This window comes from Thermaerobacter subterraneus DSM 13965, assembly GCF_000183545.2.
GTDB lineage: Bacteria > Bacillota > Sulfobacillia > Thermaerobacterales > Thermaerobacteraceae > Thermaerobacter > Thermaerobacter subterraneus.
In genome coordinates this window covers 273,877-294,944 of sequence record NZ_JH976535.1, presented here as the reverse complement: position 1 = coordinate 294,944, position 21,068 = coordinate 273,877, and the positions used below count along the sequence as shown (strand labels likewise).

Here is a 21,068-nt window from a genome sequence, read left to right as displayed (position 1 = left end):
GTTCGGCACGTCAATGCCGCCCGCCGACACAGCGGCGCGGCAACGGCGGCCACCGGGGCGCCCCGGCGGGCGCCCCCATCCCTGGCTTTGTCCAGGATGCCATGGGCAGCGGATCCGGTCAGTCGGAAGGGACCACCGCCGCGCTGCGGGCCGCGTCTTCGTGGGCCTCCTCCGCAGCCGTCTCGGGATTGGCCGGCAGGCCGTACCGGCCGGCGAAGTAGGCGTCCAGCATGGCGCGGGCCACCGGACCGGCGGCCAGCGAGCCGCCGCCCCCGGCCCGGACGACGACGGCCACAGCAATCTCCGGTTGCTCGCCCGGGCCCGCGGGTGCGAAAGCGATGAACCAGCCGTGGTTTTCGTACTCGGGCTCGCGGGTACCTCCCTGGGCCGTACCCGTCTTGCCTGCGGCAACGTAGGGCGCGTCGCGGAACACACCGTAGGCTGTGCCGTACCAGCCGCCGTTGTCCTGGGTCACTGTCACCATGGCTTCCCGCACCTTATCCAGGAACGCCGTCGGAACGTCCACCGTGTTCAGCGGGTCGGGCTTCGCTTCCCACAGCACCCGGCCCGTCTGCGGATCCCGGATCTCCTGGACCAGGTACGGGCGGTAGCGGGTGCCGCCGTTGGCCAGGGCGGCGGTGTAGACGGCCATCTGCAGGGGCGTGAAGGCATGGAACCCCTGGCCGATGGAGGCATTCAGGGTATCTCCGGCGTACCAGCGGCGGTCGGATTCGGTGCTGTTCGGGTCGGCACGCGCCACCAGCTCGGCCTTCACTGCCGGCGTGGCCAGCCAACCCTGGACCTCCCCGGCCAGGTCCCGGAGACCGGTCAACTGTCCGAGCCCGAACTGCGTGGCGACGTCGGCGATGGCGTCAATCCCCGCGTTGAGACCCGTCTGGTAGAAGTAAACGTTGCATGAGCGCCCAATCGCCTTGTCAAAGTCGACGTGACCGTGGACACCCCAGTCCGGCCAGGCCCGGCCGGCAAAATAGAACTCACCGCCGCAGTAGGTGGAGCCGGGCAGGACACCGCGCAGCATGGCCGCCAGCCCCGTGATGGGCTTGAAAGTGGAACCGGGCGGCAAGGCGTCGGCGATGGCCAGGTTCCGTGTTGGCCCCTCGACCCGCTTGCCGCGGTACCGCTCGTTCCCATGGACGTACTGGTAAACCTTGCGGTTCACCGCATCGTAGCGCGGGTCGCTGGGCTCCATGAAAGCCTGACGGGCGAAATCGTTGGGGTCAAAGGTTGGATAAGAGGTCATGGCCAGGATAGCCCCGGTCCGCACGTCGATGGCCACGGCGGCGCCGTTACGGGCCGGGCAGGGGCACGGCCTCGTCTTCAGTTCCCGCAGTTCCTGGATCCGCCGGGCCAGCGCCTCTTCCGCCGCCTTCTGCACCCGGGCATCCAGCGTCAGCACCAGGGTGCTCCCGGGCTTGGGCGGCGCGGCATACCGGTCGGCATCGCCGCCCAGCAACAGGTGGCGGGATTCGTCGCTGAGGGGCCGGCCGCGGGCATCCACCTCCACCAACCGCTGGCCGTCGACCCCCGTCAGGCCGCGCACCGTCCGCCCGCCGGGCAGCTGCACCGGGCCGTTGTAGGTGGCTTCGATGCCCGAATCCCCTTTCAGTTCCCACGGGCGGTTCCCCTCACGTACATAGCCCAGCACATGGGCCGCCAGGGTGCCGCCCGGGTAGTAGCGCAGGGGCTGGGGTTCGACCACCACCCCGGGCAAGCGGTCGCGGTGCTCCGCCAGGGCGGTGATCTCGGCAGGGGTCAGCTCCGCCTTGAGCCGGACGGGGATCTCCGGCACCGGCCGGACGCGGAGCTCGGCCTCCGCCTCCTCGATGGCCTCGACGGGAATATCGAGGATCCGGCTCAGCAGCCGGCGCGCCTCCGGGTCAAGGCCCTCCCGGGTGTAGACCAGATAGGCGGAATAGGCAGGCAGGTTGGTGGCCAGGACCTGGCCGCGCCGGTCCAGGATCTGCCCCCGCGGTGCGGGCACGTACACCTTGCGCAGCCGCTGGCCGGCGGCGTACTCGCTGAGCTCGTCGCCCATGACCACCTGCAGCATGTACAGGCGGCCCAGCAGGATGACCGTCCAGGCCACCAGCAGTCCCATCAGGATGTTGCGCCGGCGCAGGCGCTGCCGGCGGGCCAGTTCTTCCGGGTTCATGGCCATCCTCCCCGCCAGCCGCCCGGGATCTCCGCCTCCCGGGCCTCCCGCTCCCGCCGCTCGATGCCCACCACGAGGCGCAGGAGCAGCGGCGCCGCCACCGCCGCCGCCACCAGCTCCGGCCAGAGAGCCCGGGACCATGCCACCAGGTCGGCCATGGCCAGGGGCAGCCCGGCGGCGGCCGACACCACCAGGCCGCGCGCCAGCTCCGCCACCCAGGTGGCGGTCACCCCCAGGGCCGTGGCCAGGCCGGGCACGTCCCGGTACAGGCTCTCGCCGGCCTTGCCTCCGGCCCAGCCGCCCAGGGCGTGGAGCAGGGTCCAGGACCCCACCAGCCGGCCCGTCCAGAGATCGAGCCCGAAGCCCGCCACCGCCCCCACGGCCATGCCCTGGCGTGGCCCGTAGACGACGCCGGTGGCCAGGGCCAGCAACAGGGGCAGGTGGAACCGGGGCAGGCCCAGGGCGGGAAGCGGCCCCACCTCCAGCCAGAGCAACAGCAGGCTCAGCACGGTCCAGCGCAGGGGACGCCTCATGGCGCCTCACCCTGCCGCGCCGGCTCCAGCAGCAGCACGGCCGCCAGGCGGTTGAGGGGCGCGCTGGGTTCGACCGTCACCTGGATGCCCAGGCCCGTGGGATCGCGACCCACCGAGGTCACGGTGCCGATGGGCAGTCCCGGCGGGAAGACCGGTCCGAGCCCCGAGGTGACCACATCGTCGCCCACCTTCACGTCGGCGCTGGCGGCGAAGAGGGTCATCACCAGCTGGGGCAGGTCGCCTCCCCGGCCGTAGGCGACGCCGGCCTCCCCGCTGCGGCCGATCAGGGCCCCGATGCCGCTCTCGGGATCGGTGATCAGGAGGACCCGGGCGCTGTGGGGGGTGACGGACACCACCCGGCCCACCACGCCGCCGGGCACCACGGCCACCATGCCCGGTCGAACCCCGTCCGCCGAGCCCTGGTCCAGGATGATCTCCTGGTACCAGCGGTCCGGGGTCCGCCCGCTCACCCGGGCAGCCAGCACGGCGTCGGGCCGGGCCTGCTTGAGGCCCAGCAGTTCCTCCAGCTGGCGGTTCTCCCGTTCCAGCTGCCGCACTTGCGCCTCCACGCCCCGCAGGCGCTCCAGTTCCTCCCGGAGGGTCTGGTTCTCCGCCTCCAGCCGCCCCAGGGTCGCCAGGGTCCGACCGATCTCCCCGGCCCCCCGCGCCATGCGGGCCGTAACGCCACTGAGGGGCGCCAGGACCTCCTGCAGCGCCCCTTCCAGCAACGCGGGCCGTGGCCGCAGGTTGCGGGTGGCCGCCATCACGCTCCCCGCCACGGCCAGGACCAGGGCCACGGCCAGCAGCCTGCGGAGCCACGGCACCATCGCCCTTCCGCCCCCCTCCGCCCTCAGCCGGACGAACCGGCCTCAGGCCAGGCGGCGCGAGGTCGCCAGGCTCCGCTGGACGTTGTCGATCACATCCAGGTACTTGCCCGCACCCAGGGCCACCGAGAGCAGGGGGTCTTCGGCGATGTGCACGGGCATGCCCGTCTCCTCGGCCACCCGGCGATCGAGGCCGCGCAGCAGGGAACCGCCGCCGGTCATCACGATGCCGCGGTCCATGATGTCCGACGCCAGCTCGGGCGGCGTCCGCTCCAGCGTCACCTTGATGGCGTCGACGATGGCCGCCACCGTCTCCGACAGGGCCTCCCGGATCTCCGCCGCCGTCACCTCGATGGTCTTGGGCAGGCCGGTGACCAGGTCACGGCCCCGGATCTCCACCGAGCCCTCGTCGTCCATGGGGTAGGCCGACCCGATGGCGATCTTGACCTCTTCCGCGGTCCGCTCGCCGATCAGCAGGTTGTAGTTGCGCTTGACGTAGTTGACGATGGCCTCATCCATCTCGTCGCCGCCGATGCGGATGGACCGGTGGGTGACGATGCCGCCCAGGGAGATGATGGCCACCTCGGTGGTGCCGCCGCCGATGTCCACGATCATGTTCCCCGTCGGCTCGTGGACCGGCAGGCCCGCGCCGATGGCCGCCGCCATGGGCTCCTCGATGGGGTACGCCTTGCGCGCTCCCGCCTGCTCGGTGGCGTCGACCACCGCCCGCTTCTCCACCTCGGTGACCCCCGACGGCAGGCAGATCACCACCCGGGGACGAACCAGCGCCCGGCCGCGCAGCGCCTTGGCGATGAAGTGGCGCAGCATGGCCTGGGTGATCTCGAAGTCGGCGATCACGCCGTCCTTCATCGGCCGCACGGCGATGATGTTGCCGGGCGTGCGCCCGATCATGCGCTTGGCCTCCTCGCCGACGGCCAGCACCTGCTTGGTCTCCGCCTGGACGGCCACCACCGAGGGTTCCTGGATCACGATCCCCCGGCCCCGCACGTAGACCAGCGTGTTGGCCGTCCCCAGGTCGATGCCCATGTCGCGGGAGAAGTAACGGTATACCGATTCAAGCACCACCAACGCCCCCTGACCGTGCCACCTCTTGACCTTCCTTCGCCTCACCTGGCCGGCGCCTCCCCTGGACCGGGGCGCATCAAAGCCGCCGGCCAGGCGCCTTCCCCGGGCCCGTGCAGCCTCCCGCTGCCCGTGCCGCGCCTTCCCGCGGGAGCGCCCTCACGCCTCCCCCACCAGGCCGGCCTCGCGCAAGCTGGCGTAACGCTGGTTGCCGATGATCACATGGTCCAGCACGTCGATCCCCATGATCCGCCCGGCCTCCACCAGGCGGCGCGTCACCTGGACGTCTTCCGGGCTTGGCGTGGGATCGCCGCTCGGGTGGTTGTGCACCAGGACCAGCGCGGCCGCTCCCCTGCGGACGGCGGCCCGGAAGACCTCCCGCGGGTGCACCAGGGACCCGTTCAGCGTACCGATCGAAATCAAGTCCACACCTAGTACATAATGTTTCGTGTTCAACTGAACCACGTATAAATGTTCCCTATCCAGGTCTTTCATGCCGGCCATCAGCAGCCGGCTGACGTCCTCCGGACCCCGCACCCGCGGCCGAACCGGCCACGCCGTGGCCAGGCGCCGCCCCAGTTCTACCCCAGCCACAATCTGGGCGGCACGGGCGGGCCCGATGCCCGGGATCTGGCGGAGTTCCTCCGCCCGGGCCGACGCCAGCCACTGCAACGCATCCCACTCCCCGCCGGGCTCCGGCGCTCCCGCCCTTTCCTCCGGTGGTTGGGCGGGCGCCATGCCTCCGGCTGCCGGCCCGTCGGCCACGGCCCGGCAGCCGGCAACGCTACCGGTGGCGGCCGCTGCGCCGGCCCGCCGGTCACGGCGGCCCGGTTCGTCCTGCTGGAGCCGGCGGGTGGAGCCCCGGCTGCCCCAGGCCAGCACCCGGCGCGCCAGATCCAGGGCCGATTCGCCCCGTCCCGTCCCCGAACCGATGAGAATGGCCAGGAGGTCGACGGTGCTCAGGGAGGCGGCGCCGCCCGCCAGGAGCCGCTCCCGCGGGCGGTCCGACGGGGGCAGGTCTTTGACCCGCAAGGACTCGGGCCGCCGGACCCGCCTCATCGCCCGGAAGCCCCCGGGCCCGGGTGGGCCAGGATCCTCTCGGGTCCCAGCACCCGCACGCCGAAGAGGGAGAGCAGATCGGCCAGCAGGGGCAAGGGCAGGCCAACGACGTTAAAGTAACACCCCTCGATGCGGGGAACAAGGGTCGCGCCGAGGCCCTGGATGGCATAGGCGCCCGCCTTGTCCATGGGCTCTCCCGTCGCCACGTAGGCCTCGATCTCCGTCCGGGTCAGGGGGCGCATCCAGACCCGCGTCAGGCGGGTCCCCGTGGCCGCGCGGCCGGTGGAGGCGTCCACCACCGCCACGCCGGAGGCGACCCGGTGTTCCCGACCGGCCAGGGCGCCCAACATGGCCATGGCTTCCTGCCGGTCCTGGGGCTTGCCCAGAAGCCGGCCGTCCAGCTCCACCACGGTATCGGCACCGATGACCAGCGCTCCGGGGTGGCGCCGGGCCACGTCCTTGGCCTTGCGCAGCGCCTGCCGCAGGGCCCAGTCCTCCGGGTCCACGGTTCCGGCCGGCCCTGCGGGCAGGGGTTCTTCCGCCCGGGACGGGTCCTGTACGAAGGGCAGGCCGAGCATGGCCAAAAGCTGCACCCGCCGCGGCGAGGACGATGCCAGCACCAGCCTGCGCTGCGAGCTTGTCCCCTTCACCGGCCCTCCCCCCGCATCACGCCGCGACGGGACCCCGGACCAGGCGGGCGGCTGCCCCCAGGGCCCATCCCCGCAGCCGCGCCGCCCGGCGCACCTACCGGCGGCGCTGCAGCCACAACAATGCAGCGAGGATGCCCAGCAAGCCCCCCGCCGTGATGTCGAGGCGCAGGCCCAGGGTCACCGCGCCCAGGTACGGCACCACCAGGGTGGTGGGCTCCAGGGAAGGGCCCAGCCCCTGGGACAGCCAGGGCAGCCACCCCGACAGCCCGTGGCGTGCCGCCAGGTTGCCCAGGGCATTGCCCACCAGCACCGCGGCCAGCACGCCCCATCCTCCGCCGTTGCGTCGCATGACCTCCCGTCCTTTCCTGGACGGTGGCTCTTTTCGGTACCGGCACGCTGTTGCCTCCCTTTTGTCGAAAAGTGATGTGGATCACCATTATTTTGTGGCATGCCATTATTTTACATCCTGTTGCTGTCCCCGGCCAGCTGCTCCCGGCGACCGGCACCCGGCGGTTCCGGCCGGCCCCAGTGGCTTGGGGGCAGTAAAAGAAGGGCGGGCGGCTCTGCCGCCCGCCCCTGGCCGGTGGCCTGGGCTAGCCCTTGGGATTGGCCCGCCGGATTGGCCCGCCGCCCCTGGACCCGACCCTGGGCCGGGCCCCTGCCGGGCCGGAACATCTGCCGGCACGCCCGTCCCGGCCTGCCGGCCTGCCGCCCTGCCGCCCTTGCCGCGCGCCCTGGACGCGCTGCCCGCGTTGGAGGCAGCGCCGGTGGCGTTCAACCCAGCTCCGCCAGGCGCTGGGCCAGGAGTTCCAGCCGCGCCGCCAGCTCCTGCTCCCGCTGGCGCTCCTGTTCGACCACCTCCGCCGGCGCCCGGGTCACGAACCCCTGGTTCTGCAGTTTGGCCCGCACCCTTCCCAGCGCCGCCTCGGCCTGCTCCCGTTCCCGCTCAAGGCGCCTCCGTTCCGCCTCCAGATCGATCAAGCCGGCCAGGGGCATGTAGGCGACCACGCCCGGCCCCACATAAGCGGCTGCCTGCGCGGGCCGCTCCCCGCTCCCCGTGGCGATCTCCAGCCGGTCGACCCCGGCCAGGCGGCGAATGGCTTCGGCCTGCTCGCGGAAGGCCTCTGCCTGGGCGGGTTCCTCCGCGTAGATCAGGACGTGGGCCTTGCGCCCGGGCGGCACCCGGAACTCCGCCCGGATGCTGCGCAGGCCGTGGATGGTGTCGATCACCCGCTGGAACCGCGCGATGCGGCCGTCGTCGCCGGCGGCCGCCTCCGGCCACGCCTCGCCCGCCCGCGGCCAGGGGGCCAGGGCCAGGGTCCGGGGCCCGCCGCCGGGACGCGGCAGCTTCTGCCAGATGGCCTCGCTGATGAAGGGCATGAAGGGATGGAGCAGCCGCAGGGTCTGCTCCAGGACCTGCCAGAGGGTGTACTGGGCGGCGTAGCGGCTGGACGCCGCACCGGGGTCGCCCTCACCCGCCCCCGCCGGCGCTTCCGGCTGCACCGCCGCATCCTGGGCCGCCGCCACCTCCGCGCCGGTCGCCGCCGGTGCTGCCAGCCGCGGCTTGACCAGCTCGATGTACCAGTCGCAGAACTCGTCCCAGATGAAGTTGTATAGGGCCCGGGCCGCCTCCCCCAGCTCGAAGGCCTCCAGCAGGCGCTGCACGTCGGCCGTCACCGCCTCCAGCCGGGCCAGGATCCAGCGGTCAGCGGCGTTCTCGCGCCGGGGCTCGCCCCGGGACGGGTCGAAGTCCTGGAGGTTCATCAGCACGAAGCGGGCCGCGTTCCACAGCTTGTTGGCGAAGTTTCGGCTGGCCTCGGCCCGCTCCCAGGAGAAGCGGGCGTCGTTGCCCGGCGCCAGGCCCGTCACCAGGGTGAAACGCAGGGCGTCGGCCCCGTACTTGTCGATCACTTCCAGCGGGTCGACCACGTTGCCGCGGGATTTCGACATCTTCTGCCCCTGGGCGTCCCGCACCAGGCCGTGGAGGAGCACCGTGCGGAAGGGGACGTCCCCCATGAACTCGAGGCCCATCACCATCATCCGGGCGACCCAGAAGAACAGGATGTCATAGCCCGTCACCAGCACCGAGGTGGGGTAGAACCGGCGCAGGTCGGGGCTGTCCGCGTCGGGCCAGCCCAGGGTGGAGAAGGGCCAGAGGGCCGAGCTGAACCAGGTGTCCAGCACGTCCTCGTCCTGGTGCAGGGCGTCGCTGCCGCAACGGGGGCAGCGGTCGGGGTCCTCCCGCGCCACGACGGTCTCGCCGCACTGCCGGCAGTACCAGGCCGGAATCCGGTGACCCCACCAGATCTGCCGGGAGATGCACCAGTCGCGGATGTTCTCCAGCCAGTGCAGGTACACGCGGGTGAACCGCTCGGGCACGATGCGGGTGCGGCCGCTGCGGACCGCCTCCATGGCCGGTTCGGCCAGGGGCTTCATGCGGACGAACCACTGGCGCGAGATCAGGGGCTCGATCACCGTCCCGCAGCGGTAGCAGACCCCCACGTTGTGGCGATGGGGCTCCACCTTCACCAGGTGGCCGCCCTCCTCCAGGTCGGCCACCACCCGGCGGCGCGCCTCCTGGCGGTCGAGCCCGGCGTAGCGGCTGCCGGCGGCCTCGGTCATGCGCCCGTCGAAGCCCACCACCTGGACGGCCTCCAGGCCATGGCGCCGCCCCATCTCGAAGTCGTTGGGGTCGTGGGCCGGCGTCACCTTGACGGCGCCGGTCCCGAACTCCGGATCCACCAGGGGATCGGCGATGATGGGGATCTCCCGGCCCACCAGGGGCAGGCGCACCCGCCGGCCCACCAGGTGGCGGTAGCGCTCGTCCTCGGGGTGGACGGCCACCGCCGTGTCGCCCAGCATGGTCTCCGGCCGCGTGGTGGCCACCTCGACCGCCCCTTCGCCGTCCACCAGCGGGTAGCGCAGGTGGTAGAGCCGGCCCTCCCGCTCCTCGTGCTCCACCTCGATGTCCGCCAGGGCCGTATGGCATTCCGGGCACCAGTTCACCATGTAGTCGCCCCGGTAGATCAGGCCCTTCTCGTACAGCCGGACGAAGACCTCGCGCACGGCGCGGCTGCAGCCCTCGTCCATGGTGAAGCGCACCCGGTCCCAGTCCACCGAGGCACCCAGCCGGCGCAGCTGGCCCAGGATGTTCGCTTCGTACTGGTTCTTCCACGCCCAGACCCGCTCCAGGAACCGCTCCCGGCCCAGGTCCTGCCGGCGCAGGCCCTCTTCCCGGGCCAGCCGCACCTCCACCACGTGCTGGGTGGCGATGCCCGCATGGTCCGTGCCGGGCACCCAGAGGGTGACGTCGCCCTGCATCCGGTGCCAGCGGGCCAGGATGTCCTGCATGGTGTTGTTCAGCGCGTGGCCGATGTGCAGGTTCCCGGTCACGTTGGGCGGAGGGATCACCATGGAGAAGACGGGCCCGGGCGCGTCCCGGTCGGCGTGAAAGGCCCGCTCCTCCAGCCAGAAGCGATAGATGTCCTCCTCGAAGTCCTGTGGCCGGTAGCGCGTCGGCAGTTCCGGCGCCACCGCCTGGTGCACCGGCTCTCCGCTTGCCATGCTCCCTCTCCTTCCACCGGCGCGGCGGCTTGGGCCCGCGCGCCGGCACCAGGCTGTCGTCCCCTGGCCGCCCGCCCCCGGCCGGGCCGACGGCAGGGCACCCGCGGCGCCCGGAGGGACGAACCGGCCCCCGGCGCCATCCTAGCAGGGTCCAACCCGGGTGGCTCCCGCCCGGCGGGGGCGGCCCATGAAAAAAGCCCCTCGCCCCAAGGGGCGAGAGGCCTTGCTCTCGCGGTACCACCCTTCTTCCGCCCCGCCCGGCAGCGCCGCCATGGCCAGCCGCCACGGACCGGCAACGGGCACCCGCCGGGTGCGGGACGCTCACGGCGCGTTCACGGGCGCCACCCGCCCGGCCTACGCCCCCCTGCCATCCCCCGCCCCCCAGGGTCCGGCCCGGGCCGGGGGCACACCGGCAGGCGAGTTGGGACCGGGAGCTCCGGGGCGACTTCGGGCCCGCCTTACCGGAAGGCGCCTTCCAGCCGCCGGGCGCCTCTCTCTGGCCGGGGTTGCGGCCCCTACTCCTCCCCGTCATCGCCCTCTGCCGCGCCCCCGCGGGCCGGCAGCAGGACACGCGCGCCGGCCCCGGGGCGAGCTGGATTGGGTTGACTGTAGTGTAAAAGAAGGAAAGGCGGCCCTGTCAAGGCCTGCTGCAGCCTGCGGCGCGACAAGGGGCAGGCGGCACTCGGCCAAGCGGGACCCGTAGAGCGGGACCCCTTGCACCGGGTGCGGCGGCCTGCCGCGCAGCCTCTCTCCCACCCACAGGGCCGGGCTGGAAGACCCCTGACCCGGGGGCGAAGGAGCCGGCCCCCGGCGGGGAACCCTCACCCTGGGGACCGGCTGCGGCTAGTCGGCGGCTGCGGCCCGCGGGCCCGCCGCGGCAGGGCCGATCCCCGCACCGCCGCCCGGCCCGGCGTCCAGGGCCCGGACCATCAGGTACATGTCGGCCAGCCCGTCCGCCTTGCGGCGTCCGGCCGTGAACCGTCCCCGGGAGCGGAACCCCGCCGCCCGGTAACAGCGCAGGGCGGCCACGTTGCGCACGTCGACCCGCAGGAACAGCTGCTTGAGACCGATCCCGGCGGCATACCGGGCGGCCGCCCGGACGGCGTCCCGACCCAGGCCCCTGCCCCGGTAGCGGGGGTCGCCGATGCGGATGCGCAGTTCGGCTTCCCGCCGCCCCCAGTTGATTTCCACCAGCTCCACATCACCGATGACCTGTCCCGACGGCAGGCGCACCGCCAGCACCACGTGCCGCGGGTCGGCCTGCGCCGCCTGCCACCAGGTGCAGGCCGCGGCCAGGCTGTCGAAACGCTGCCCGGCGAAGCGGGCAACCGCCGGATCCCGTTCCCAGTGCACCAGCCAGGCGAGATCGGCGGGGGTCAGGGGCGTTAGGACCACCCGCTGCCCCCGGATTTGTACGGTCATCGTCCCGGTTCCCCTCGTCCCCAACTGGCGCGGCGGCCGGGGCACCCCAGCCGCCGCGGGTCACAGGCCAGGGGGTTCGGGGAACGGGGGGCGATTTCCTACCTCGCCGGGACAAGCACTTTCCGGCAGGTCCGTCAGTCCTGGGCACCGGGCGCCTGCCGCCGGCCGGTGTCCGGTTCTGGGACCGGCCGGGATGGGCTAGGCGTTGGGCTGCGGGGCGGCCGTCAGCACCTCGGCGCCCACGTCCTGACCGGCCCGCGGCACGGCCGGTTCTTCCCGTACCAGGGCGGCCCGGAGCACCTCCTCCACCGTGTTCACCGGCACCACCTCCAGGCCGCAGCGGCCCAGCGACTCCTGCCAGTTCTCCCGGGGCAGGACCACCCGGCGGGCGCCGGCCTGGCGCGCCGCCGCCACCTTGGCCTGGATGCCGCCCACCGCCCGGACCAGGCCCCGGGCGCTCACCTCGCCGGTGATGGCCACCTGGTTGTCCACCGGGACGCCCGTCAGGGCCGAGTAGATGGCGGCCGCCAGGCACGCCCCGGCGGAGGGGCCGTCCAGGGGAATGCCCCCCGGGAAGTTGATGTGCAGGTCGTAGTCGGCGGGATGAACCGGCAGCAGCCGCCGCAGGGCGGTGAGGACGTTCTCCACCGAGCCGCGGGCGGTGCTCTTGCGCCGCTTCACCGGGCGACCGCCGCCGCCGAATTCCTCCTCGTCGATGACCCCCGTCAGGGTGATGCGCCCCTGGCCTGCAGTGGCAGCCCGGGAGGCGACCACCTCGATCTCGATCAACGTGCCCAGGTTGGGCCCGTACACGGCCAGGCCGTGGGCCACCCCCACCTGGGGCCGGTCCGCGACCCGGCGCTCGGGCCGGGGCGTGTACTGCCCGGTGTTGACCACCCACTCCACGTCGGCGGTGGTCACCCGCCTGCGCCCCTCGGTCTCCGCCAGCCCCGCGGCGATCTGCACGATGTTGACGGCTTCCCGGCCGTTGCGGGCGTACCGCTCGATGACCCGCACCGCCCCTTCGTCCATGGGCAGGTCCAGGCGGGCCGCCGCCCGGCGGGCGATGAGGCCGACCTCTTCCGGCGTCAGGGGGCGGAAGAAGATCTCCACGCACCGCGAGCGGATGGCGGGCGGGATCTCGTCCGGCATCCGGGTGGTGGCGCCCACCAGGCGGAAGTCGGCCGGCAGCCCGTTCTCGAACACGTCCTTGATGTGGGCCGGGAGGTTGGGATCGTCGGGATTATAGTAGGCGCTCTCCAGCAGCACCTTGCGGTCTTCCAGGACCTTGAGTAGCTTGTTCATCTGCACGGGGTGCAGCTCGCCGATCTCGTCGATGAACAGGATGCCCCCGTGGGCGCGGGTCACCGCCCCCGGCTTGGGCTGGGGGATGCCGGCCACTCCCAGCGGGCCGGCCCCCTGGTAGATGGGGTCGTGGACCGACCCGATGAGGGGGTCTGCAATGCCCCGCTCGTCGAAGCGGGCGGTGGTGGCGTCGATCTCCACGAAGGCCGCGTCGGGCCGGAAAGGCGAGCGCGGGTTGCGCTTGGCCTCCTCCAGCACCAGCCGGGCCGCCGCCGTCTTGCCGACGCCCGGCGGGCCGTAGATCAGCACGTGCTGCGGGTTCGGGCCGCAAAGGGCGGCCCGCAGGGCGCGCAACCCCTCTTCCTGGCCGACGATGTCTTCGAAGCGCTGGGGCCGGGTCCGCTCCGCGAGGGGCTCGGTCAGGGCGATGGCCCGCAGCTGGGACAGGCGGTCCTGCTCCTTTCGCGACTCCTTGCGCACGGCCACCTTGCTGCCTTGCTGGGCCTTCAGCAGGTTCCAGAAGTAGAGGCCGATCACCACGGCAAAGAAGAACTGCACGAAGGTGATGATGCTCCCGTAGTCCATGGCCGCCGGGCTCCCCTCACGCTTGGTGGGCGGAACGGCGGCGCCGGTGGAGGGCGCCGGCGTTCCGGGAATCGGTCCTAGTATCTGCCCGGGTACCCGCCTTCACCCCGAGACCCGTGGGCAATGGCCGGCAGCGGCACCAAGGCACCTGGTAAGACCCCGGACAGGGGCCGGCGGGCGGGGACACGGCGGGGTGGCAGGGCGGGACCGTCGGCAAGTAGTGCAGTGGGGGAGGGGAGGGGAGCGCCACAGGCCGTGAGCGCGCGAGAGATGCCGGCCGGGGGCGCCGGCTGCAGGTGACCCGCGGGGACGGAGCCTCCGCAAAACGGCGACTGCCGGCACGGAGGTGGCGGGGCGTGATGCCCTTTGCAGGGTGTGGTGCCCCTGCTTCCCACCGCCGTACCGGCAGTCCGGCCGGGTGACTTCAGGCCCGCCGCCCCTGGCGGGGCGACCCTGGCCGGCCCGCCCTACGGGCCGGCCCTCGTTGCGATCGCCCGGCGCCGGCGGTCCGGCGCCTCAGGCCGATTCTTCCTGCTTCTTGACGCGCTCGCGGGTCACCATGATGGGTTCCCGCCGCTGCCGCACCGTCTCCTCGGTGACGACCACCCGGGCCACATCGTCCCGGCCGGGCAGCTCGTACATGAGGTCCAGCATCAGCTCTTCCACGATGGCCCGCAGGCCGCGGGCGCCGGTGTTCCGCTTCAGCGCCTCCTGGGCGATGGCCCGCAGCGCTTCGGGCTCGAACTCCAGCTCCACGTTGTCCAGCGCCAGGAGCTTCTGGTACTGCTTGACCAGCGCGTTCTTCGGCTCCGTCAGGATCCGCACCAGGGCGTCCTCGTCCAGGGCGTCCAGGGTGGCGATGACGGGCAGGCGCCCGACGAACTCGGGGATGAGCCCGAACTTCAGCAGGTCTTCGGGCATGATGTGGCGCAGGATGTCCCCCACGTTGGTCTCCTGCTTGCTGCGCACCTCGGCGCCGAACCCCATGACCCGGCGCCCGATGCGGCTGGCGATGATCTTGTCCAGGCCCTCGAAGGCGCCGCCGCAGATGAAGAGGATGTTGGTGGTGTCGATCTGGATGAACTCCTGGTGGGGGTGCTTGCGCCCGCCCTGGGGCGGCACGCTGGCCACCGTTCCCTCCAGGATCTTGAGCAGGGCCTGCTGGACGCCTTCGCCCGAGACGTCCCGGGTGATGGAGGGGTTTTCCGCCTTCCGGGCGATCTTGTCGATCTCGTCGATGTAGACGATCCCGCGCTCGGCCCGCTCGATGTCGTAGTCGGCGGCCTGGATGAGCTTCAGCAGGATGTTCTCCACATCCTCGCCCACGTAGCCCGCCTCGGTGAGGGAGGTGGCGTCGGCGATGGCGAAGGGCACGTTCAGCAGCTTGGCCAGGGTCTGCGCCAGCAGGGTCTTGCCCGAGCCCGTGGGGCCGATCATCAGGATGTTGCTCTTCTGGAGCTCCACGTCGTCGATGCGGCCGCCCAGGTGGATCCGCTTGTAGTGGTTGTACACCGCCACGGAGAGGATCTTCTTGGCCCGCTCCTGGCCAATGACGTACTGGTCCAGGAAGGCCTTGATCTCCGCCGGCTTGGGCAGGTCCTTGAGCTCGACGTCGGCCTCCTCGCTGAGCTCCTCTTCGATGATGTCATTGCAGAGCTCGATGCACTCGTCGCAGATGTAGACTCCCGGCCCCGCCACCAGGCGCTTCACCTGGTCCTGGTACTTGCCGCAGAACGAGCACTTCAGCTGGCCCTTCTCGTCGGTGAACTTGAACATGACGACCCCTCTCTTGCCGGGTGGCTACCCGTCCGACCGCTTGGACCGAGGCTCGAGGACATGGTCGATGATCCCGTACTCCTTGGCCTCCTCCGCGGTCATGAAGAAGTCCCGCTCGGTGTCCCGCTCGATGCGCTCCAGCGGCTGGCCGGTGTGCTTGGCCAGGATCTCGTTGGCCACCTGGCGCAGCTTGAGCAGTTGATCGGCGTAGATCTTGACGTCCGCCGCCGTGCCGCCGACCTGGGAGTGGGGCTGGTGGATCATGATACGGGAGTGGGGCAGGGCGTAGCGCTTGCCCTTGGTCCCGCCGGCCAGGAGGATCGCCCCCATGCTGGCCGCCAGGCCCACGCAGTAGGTGGCGACGTCGGGCTTGATGTGCTGCATCGTGTCGTAGATGGCCAACCCCGAGTCGACGCTTCCGCCGGGGCTGTTGATGTAGATCGAGATGTCCCGGTCGGGATCGTCGGTCTGGAGGAACAGCAGCTGGGCGATCACCGAGTTGGCCACCACGTCGTCGATGGGGGTGCCGATGAAGACGATGCGGTCCTTCAAAAGCCGCGAGTAGATGTCGTAGGCCCGCTCGCCCCGGTTGGTCTGCTCGATGACGTACGGAACCAGGTTCATTCCAGCCCACCTCGCCCTCGCCCACCGAAGCCGGCGGCGCACCCGCAGGGGGCCGGCCGGTCTCCGGCCCGGCCGGACCCCCCAGAGGGTCGAACCGGCCGCCCGGAGGCGCGGCTTCGGTGTCTATTATATTGGCCCGATTCTCCGGCCGCCTGCACCTGTCAGGGAATCCGAACCGGCCCGGGACCTTCCGGCGGTACGCCCGGTCCCTGCGGCCGGCTTTCCGTCACACCCTTGCAGTTTGTCATTCCGTGGTCCCGGTCGATGCGCCGGGCGCCTCCGGCGCGTCCGGCGCCTCGGCGCCTTCTGCGACCGGCCCTTCTTGGCCCTGCCGCCCGGGACCGGCGGGAGCCCCCGCCACCGCAGCTTCGGTGGCAGCGGCCTGCGCGGGCCGCCCTCCAGCGGCCTCGCCGCCGGCGGCCGCCGTCCCCGCCGCCTGGCCCGTGGCCCGTTCCACCAGCCAGTCGATGGTCTTGCGCCGCCGGATGTTCTCCGCCACGTCCAGGACCAGGCCGCTACGGGTGAATTGCTGGCGCACCCGCTGATAGGGCTGGCCCATGGCCGCAGCCAGGCTGCGCAGTTCCGCTTCGATCTCGGCGTCGGTCGCCTCGATCCCCTCCGCCTTGGCCACGGCATCCAGCACCAGGTCGGTGCGGACGTCTTCCACGGCCTGCGGCCGCAGGGATTCGGCCAGTTGCTCGCGGGTCTGGTTGGTCGCCTGCAGGTACGATTCCAGGCTGTCGCCCTGGCGGCGCAGCCGGTTCTCCAGGCTGTTGATGCGATCCTCCACCTGGCGGCGCACCAGCGTTTCCGGTACCTCCAGGCGAGCCCCTTCCACCACCTTCTGCACCACTTGCCGGCGCAGGTCCGCCCGGGCTTGCTCCTCGGCAATTCGGGTCAGTTCTTTCTCGACCTGGGCGCGCAACTCCTGCAGGCTGGAAAGTCCCGCCACCTCCTGGGCGAACTCGTCGTCCAGCGGCGGCAGCACCTTGCGCTTGAGCTCCTTCAGGCGAATGTGGAAGGTGGCCGTCTTGCCGCGCAGGGACTCCCCGGGGTGGTCGGCGGGGAAGGTCACCGGAACCTCCTTCTCCTCGCCGGGGCGCATGCCCAGGATCTGCTCTTCCACGCCGTCCAGCAGGCGGCCGGCGCCCAGCTCGACGGCATAATCCTCGGCCTGGCCGTTGGGAATGGGCTGGCCGTCCAGGGTTCCCTCCAGGTCCAGGACCGCCACCATGCCCTTCTCGGCGACCGCATCCTCGCCGGCAGGTTCTAGGGTCGCCCGCAGCTCGCGCCAGCGCTCCAGTTCCCGCTGGACGTCCTCCTCGGTGACGGTGGCCACCGGCACTTCGACCCGCAGGGACCGGTAGTCGCCCAGGTCGACCTCAGGCTTCACCTCCACCTCGGCGGTGAAGCGCAGTCCCTGCTCTTCACTAAAGGTTTCGATGTTGAGCTGGGGCCGGTCGATGGGTTCGATGCCCGTTTCCGCCACGGCCCGGCTGTAGGCCTCGGGCAGGAGGTGATCCAGGGCTTCCTCGAAGAGGGCCGCCTTGCCCAGATGCCGCTCCACCAGGAACCGGGGCGCGCGGCCCTTGCGAAAACCCGGGATCTGGACCCGCCGGACCAGATGGCGGTAGGCATGGTCCAGGGCCCGGGCCACCGCCTCCGGCTCGACCTCCACGGTGAGGGTCGCCCGGCGATTTTCGATCTTTTCCACGGTCGCCTTCAAATCAGCCCATCCTCCCCGGCTCGCCCCGGCGCAAGCAACAGGAGCAAGCCCTCGCCGTACTGCACGCATGCTGCATGCCAGAGCAGGATCCGATCCGCAGGACCCGAAAAGTTTAGCATACCAGGGGACGACCGGCCAAGGCATGGCACCGGCGCCTGCCCTCTGCCCGTGCCCGCGACGCGTGGCCTCTTCCGTGCACCTGCGTCACCGGGGCCCGTGACCTGCATTTCAACGGACGGGCCCGGGCCGCGGCGGGGCGGCACGGGCCAGGCCGGTTCCTGGGAACGCGGGTCGTCACGGTGAACCCTTGGCGCAAGCGCCCTCCGGCTTCATGCGCAGATGGCGCCCTTCGGCACCGGGATGCGACCCGGCGCCCGAGGGCGCCACCGTGGAGCGGGAGACGGGATTCGAACCCGCGGCCTTCTGCATGGCAAGCAGACGCTCTACCCCTGAGCTACTCCCGCACGCTGTCTCGAATGAACCGCGGCTGCTTGGCGAAGCGCTTGAGCCGGCCTGGTGTGGACGGCTTCGGGCCGCCTGACAGCACTTGACGATAGCACAAAATCCGTAACGGCGCAACCCGAACCCGCCGGCTGCACCCCGACCCGCCGGGCTGCCCCGGGCAGGCGCAGCGCCCTGAACCCGGCTGAGCCCCTGCATCTTCAAGCCGGCTCAAGCAGCCGGTGCCAGGTCGCGGGGCGGCCGGCCGGACCTGCCGGCCTCGGCCGGGATGGCCGTCCCTGTGCGGGCGGGGAGACTCGAACTCCCACGGGACGAACCCACCAGATCCTAAGTCTGGCGCGTCTGCCGTTCCGCCACGCCCGCCTGCCAGCGGGATCCGGGATCGCAGCAAGGCTCATTTTAGCATCCCGGTCCGGCGAGTGTCCACGCCGCAACGGGGCCGTGGGCGGCGCTGCCGCCCGGCAACCGGCGGCGGCCGGGAGGGTTCCCATAGCCCGTGGCAAAGTGGCAAAGTGTTGGATTGCAGGGCCGCTTCCCGGCCGCGCGCTGCGGGCCGCAGCTGCGCCGGCCCGGGGCGGAACCCGGCCGACGGCACCGCACGAACCTGACCTCGATCGCAACAACCCTCAGGGCAAAGGAGTGGACGGCAGAGTGGGAGTCAACGAGCTCACCCAGGCCGGCTGGCAGGTGGACCCCGAATCGGGCTGGCTCGTGGAGAACCAGACGGTGGGCTTTCAGGTCCGGTGGCGCCTGCAGCGCCTGCTCCACCACGAGCGTTCCCCCTACCAGGACATCGTGGTGGCGGAGCTGGAGGGATTCGGGCGGGCCCTCTTCCTCGACCGGATCCTGCAGGTGGCCGAGCTGGACGAGTTCATCTACCACGAGATGCTGGTTCACGTGCCCCTGGCGTCGCTGCCCCGGGCGCGCCGGGTCCTGATCATCGGCGGCGGTGACGGCGGCACCTTGCGGGAGGTAAGCCGCTGGCCCGAGGTGGAGGCCATCGACATGGTGGAGCTCGATGAAGCGGTGGTCCGGGTCTGCCGCCAGTGGCTCCCCCAGGTGGGCGGCACCGCCTGGTCGGACCCGCGCCTGCAGATCCACTACGCCGACGGCTTCGCGTTCCTCCAGAAGGCCGAGCCGGGCCGCTACGACGCCATCCTGGTCGACTGCAGCGACCCGGGCACGCCGGCCGACACCCTGTACGGTGAGACCTTCTACCGGCTGGCTTACCGGGCCCTGGCCGAAGGCGGCCTGCTGGTCCAGCAGGCCCTCTCTCCCTTCATCCACCGGGAGGCCCTGACCACCATCACCGGTCGGCTGGCCACGGTGTTCCCCGACAGCGGGGTGTACTATTGCCCTTCCATTGCGTACCTCATCGGCCTGCAGGCCTTCGTCTGGGGAGCGCGCGGGACGGACCCGGGCGCCGGGCCGGTGCGCGGCGCCCCGCAGGGGACCCGGTGGTACACTCCGGAGGTGCACCGGGCGGCTTTCGTCACCCCGCCGGCTCTGGCGGCGCTACGGCCAGCCAGCGCCGGATGACGGGGTCGCGGGCGTGATCACCGGGGGTGCGCTGGCGGGCGTCGCGGGCCCGCGGGTCGGCGCCCCGGTCGAGCAGCCAGCGCACGGCCTCCCGCTGTCCCGCCAGGGCCGCCACGTGCAGGAGCGTCCCCTGCCAGTCGTTGCGTGCCGAGAGCCACCCCGGGTCCCGCTCCACCCAGGCGGCCAGTCGTACCACGTCGCCCAGACCCGCGGCCGCGAAGGGCCCGATGGCGGCCCCCCGCTCGACCAGAAGGCGAGCCACCTGCGGGTGCCCGAAGACGATGGCCCAGTCCAGGGGCGTCTGCCCCCCTGCTGCGGCCACGTCCGGCCGGGCGCCGCGGTCCAGCAGCAGCTCCACCACGGCGCCGTGTCCGTACCGGGCGGCGTAATGCAGGGGGACCAGCCCCCAGCGGTTCACCGCATCGGGGTCGGCCCCCAGGTCCAGCAGCCGCTGCGCCACGCCGGCCCAGCCGTGGCGCGCGGCATGGTGGAGCGGCGTCATCCCGGTGGCCGCCGTCACCCGGGCCAGTCCAGGCTGAGCCGCCAGCAGCGCCAGCACCTCCTCCCTCCGCCCGTCCCGCCCGGCCCGGAGCAGGCGGGCAGCCGGTTCGTCCCCGTCCTGTGCACGCCCTACCGGCCGCGTTCCGCCGTATCCGGCCCCGCCCTGTGCGCACCCTAGCGGCCCGGCCCCGCCCGGACGGTCCCCGCCCGGGCCGCCCCTGTGCTGCCGGGTCCAGGCCGTTTCGGCCCTCCTCTGCCGGGTGGCGTCCTGCTCCGGCGCGGCGGGCTCCTGCCCGTCCCGGCGACGGCCTTGGGGAGATGGAATGGCGCCCTGACCCTCCATCCCGCTCACCTCACCGCCATGATGACTTCCAGTTTGGGCCCTGATGAGCTCCCGGCGCCAGCTCCTGCACCGCCCCGGGGGCCGGCCCTGGCCCGCGCCGGCCCCCTTCCTTGTGGCGTCCCTGTCCGGGATGAGTCCCCTGCCCGGCTCCCATGCTAAGACCCGGCGGTGCCGCGCGCCACCCGCTGGTGGTGCCGCACCGCGCGACGCCACGCAAGGGGGAGTCGCCATGGCCAGGCGCGAGGGGCTGACGGCCGGCCAGCTGACCATGCTGGCCCTGGGCAGTGCCATCGGGGGAGCCTTCTTCCTGGGTTCCGCCGTGGCCATCCGCAGCGCCGGGCCGGCCGTCCTCCTGGGGTTTGCCGCAGGCGGCGCCCTCGTCTACGTGGTCCTGATGGCGCTGGCGGACCTCACCCTGGACGACCCGGCCCCCGGATCCTTTCGCGACTACGCCCAGCGCGCCTTCGGCCCCCTGGCCGGCTTCGTGGTGGGGTGGGTGTACTGGGCCGGGCTCACCCTGGCCATGTCCAGCGAGGCCACGGCGGCGGCCGTGTTCCTGCGGGCGTGGTGGCCCGGCCTGTCCGGTCCCGTGCTGGCGACCCTGATCGTGCTGGTGGTAACGGGGTTGAACCTGCTGGGCGCGCGCCAGCTGGCCCGGCTGGAAGGCGCGCTGGCCGGCGTCAAGGTGCTGGCGGTGGCGGGGTTCGTCCTGGTGGCCCTGAGCCTGATCGCGGGGCTCTGGCCCGGCAAGGCCCCGGTGGGGCTGGGCGCCCTGGCGCGCGAGCCCTGGCAGGCCGCAGGCTGGCGCGGGCTGCTGGGGGCCATGCTGGTGGTGATGTTCACCTACGCCGGGACGGAGATCATCGGGCTGGCGGCCCCCCTCGGCCCGGGATCCCCGG

At 72.2% G+C, this 21,068-nt stretch carries 15 protein-coding genes, 2 tRNA genes and 1 pseudogene; 2 read left to right on the top strand and 16 right to left on the bottom strand.

Annotated elements, in window-relative coordinates:
• Positions 1-118 precede the first annotated feature (118 nt).
• From mrdA to THESUDRAFT_RS01390, 15 genes are all read right to left on the bottom strand, one after another.
• Positions 119-2,179: a penicillin-binding protein 2 gene (mrdA, locus tag THESUDRAFT_RS01460; protein ID WP_242823202.1), complete on the bottom strand. Its 2,061-nt coding sequence runs from the start codon at positions 2,177-2,179 to the stop codon at positions 119-121.
• On the bottom strand, positions 2,170-2,706 hold the full coding sequence (locus tag THESUDRAFT_RS01455) for a hypothetical protein (RefSeq protein WP_006902921.1): 537 nt from the start codon (positions 2,704-2,706) through the stop codon (positions 2,170-2,172). The genes mrdA and THESUDRAFT_RS01455 overlap by 10 nt, the downstream gene beginning before the upstream one ends.
• Entirely contained in the window at positions 2,703-3,533 is an 831-nt protein-coding gene (gene mreC, locus THESUDRAFT_RS01450) for a rod shape-determining protein MreC (RefSeq protein WP_006902920.1), read from the bottom strand. Before mreC ends, THESUDRAFT_RS01455 begins: the two co-directional genes overlap by 4 nt.
• Before the next feature lie 42 nt (positions 3,534-3,575).
• Positions 3,576-4,616, bottom strand: coding sequence for a rod shape-determining protein (locus THESUDRAFT_RS01445; protein WP_083855411.1), 1,041 nt, complete (start codon positions 4,614-4,616; stop codon positions 3,576-3,578).
• A gap of 156 nt (positions 4,617-4,772) precedes the next feature.
• Positions 4,773-5,672, bottom strand: a complete 900-nt coding sequence (gene radC, locus THESUDRAFT_RS13800) for a RadC family protein (RefSeq protein ID WP_006902918.1) — start codon at positions 5,670-5,672, stop codon at positions 4,773-4,775.
• Positions 5,669-6,322 (bottom strand): Maf family protein, encoded by a 654-nt coding sequence (locus THESUDRAFT_RS01435; protein WP_006902917.1) that lies wholly within the window; start codon positions 6,320-6,322, stop codon positions 5,669-5,671. The genes radC and THESUDRAFT_RS01435 overlap by 4 nt, the downstream gene beginning before the upstream one ends.
• 94 nt (positions 6,323-6,416) lie before the next feature.
• Complete coding sequence (locus THESUDRAFT_RS01430; RefSeq protein WP_040826154.1) at positions 6,417-6,671, bottom strand: hypothetical protein; 255 nt, start codon at positions 6,669-6,671, stop codon at positions 6,417-6,419.
• Positions 6,672-7,096: 425 nt separating this feature from the next.
• Positions 7,097-9,886, bottom strand: a complete 2,790-nt coding sequence (locus THESUDRAFT_RS01425) for a valine--tRNA ligase (RefSeq protein ID WP_006902915.1) — start codon at positions 9,884-9,886, stop codon at positions 7,097-7,099.
• A gap of 843 nt (positions 9,887-10,729) precedes the next feature.
• On the bottom strand, positions 10,730-11,308 hold the full coding sequence (locus tag THESUDRAFT_RS01420) for a GNAT family N-acetyltransferase (protein ID WP_006902914.1): 579 nt from the start codon (positions 11,306-11,308) through the stop codon (positions 10,730-10,732).
• 198 nt (positions 11,309-11,506) lie between these two features.
• Positions 11,507-13,198, bottom strand: a complete 1,692-nt coding sequence (gene lonB, locus THESUDRAFT_RS01415) for an ATP-dependent protease LonB (RefSeq protein ID WP_006902913.1) — start codon at positions 13,196-13,198, stop codon at positions 11,507-11,509.
• Between the two features lie 516 nt (positions 13,199-13,714).
• On the bottom strand, positions 13,715-14,974 hold the full coding sequence (clpX, locus tag THESUDRAFT_RS01410; RefSeq protein ID WP_006902912.1) for an ATP-dependent Clp protease ATP-binding subunit ClpX: 1,260 nt from the start codon (positions 14,972-14,974) through the stop codon (positions 13,715-13,717).
• Positions 14,975-14,998: 24 nt separating this feature from the next.
• A complete protein-coding gene (gene clpP / locus THESUDRAFT_RS01405) occupies positions 14,999-15,598 on the bottom strand; it encodes an ATP-dependent Clp endopeptidase proteolytic subunit ClpP (RefSeq protein ID WP_006902911.1) in 600 nt (199 codons plus the stop codon).
• Between the two features lie 244 nt (positions 15,599-15,842).
• Entirely contained in the window at positions 15,843-17,324 is a 1,482-nt protein-coding gene (gene tig / locus THESUDRAFT_RS01400; RefSeq protein ID WP_006902910.1) for a trigger factor, read from the bottom strand.
• A 389-nt stretch (positions 17,325-17,713) separates the two neighbouring features.
• Positions 17,714-17,788, bottom strand: a tRNA-Gly gene (locus THESUDRAFT_RS01395).
• A 279-nt stretch (positions 17,789-18,067) separates the two neighbouring features.
• A tRNA-Leu gene (locus THESUDRAFT_RS01390) sits at positions 18,068-18,149 on the bottom strand.
• 288 nt (positions 18,150-18,437) lie between these two features.
• Between THESUDRAFT_RS01390 and speE the strand changes: the two genes are divergently transcribed.
• Entirely contained in the window at positions 18,438-19,325 is an 888-nt protein-coding gene (gene speE / locus THESUDRAFT_RS01385; RefSeq protein WP_006902909.1) for a polyamine aminopropyltransferase, read from the top strand.
• Here the strand turns inward: speE and THESUDRAFT_RS01380 are convergent.
• Positions 19,279-20,169: an ankyrin repeat domain-containing protein gene (locus tag THESUDRAFT_RS01380; RefSeq protein ID WP_083855303.1), complete on the bottom strand. Its 891-nt coding sequence runs from the start codon at positions 20,167-20,169 to the stop codon at positions 19,279-19,281. The two genes, speE and THESUDRAFT_RS01380, sit on opposite strands and share 47 nt — an antisense overlap.
• A 43-nt stretch (positions 20,170-20,212) precedes the next feature.
• On the opposite strand from THESUDRAFT_RS01380, the pseudogene THESUDRAFT_RS14825 reads away from it, so the two are divergent.
• Positions 20,213-20,986, top strand: a pseudogene (locus THESUDRAFT_RS14825) (amino acid permease); the annotation flags it as partial.
• Positions 20,987-21,068: the final 82 nt, after the last annotated feature.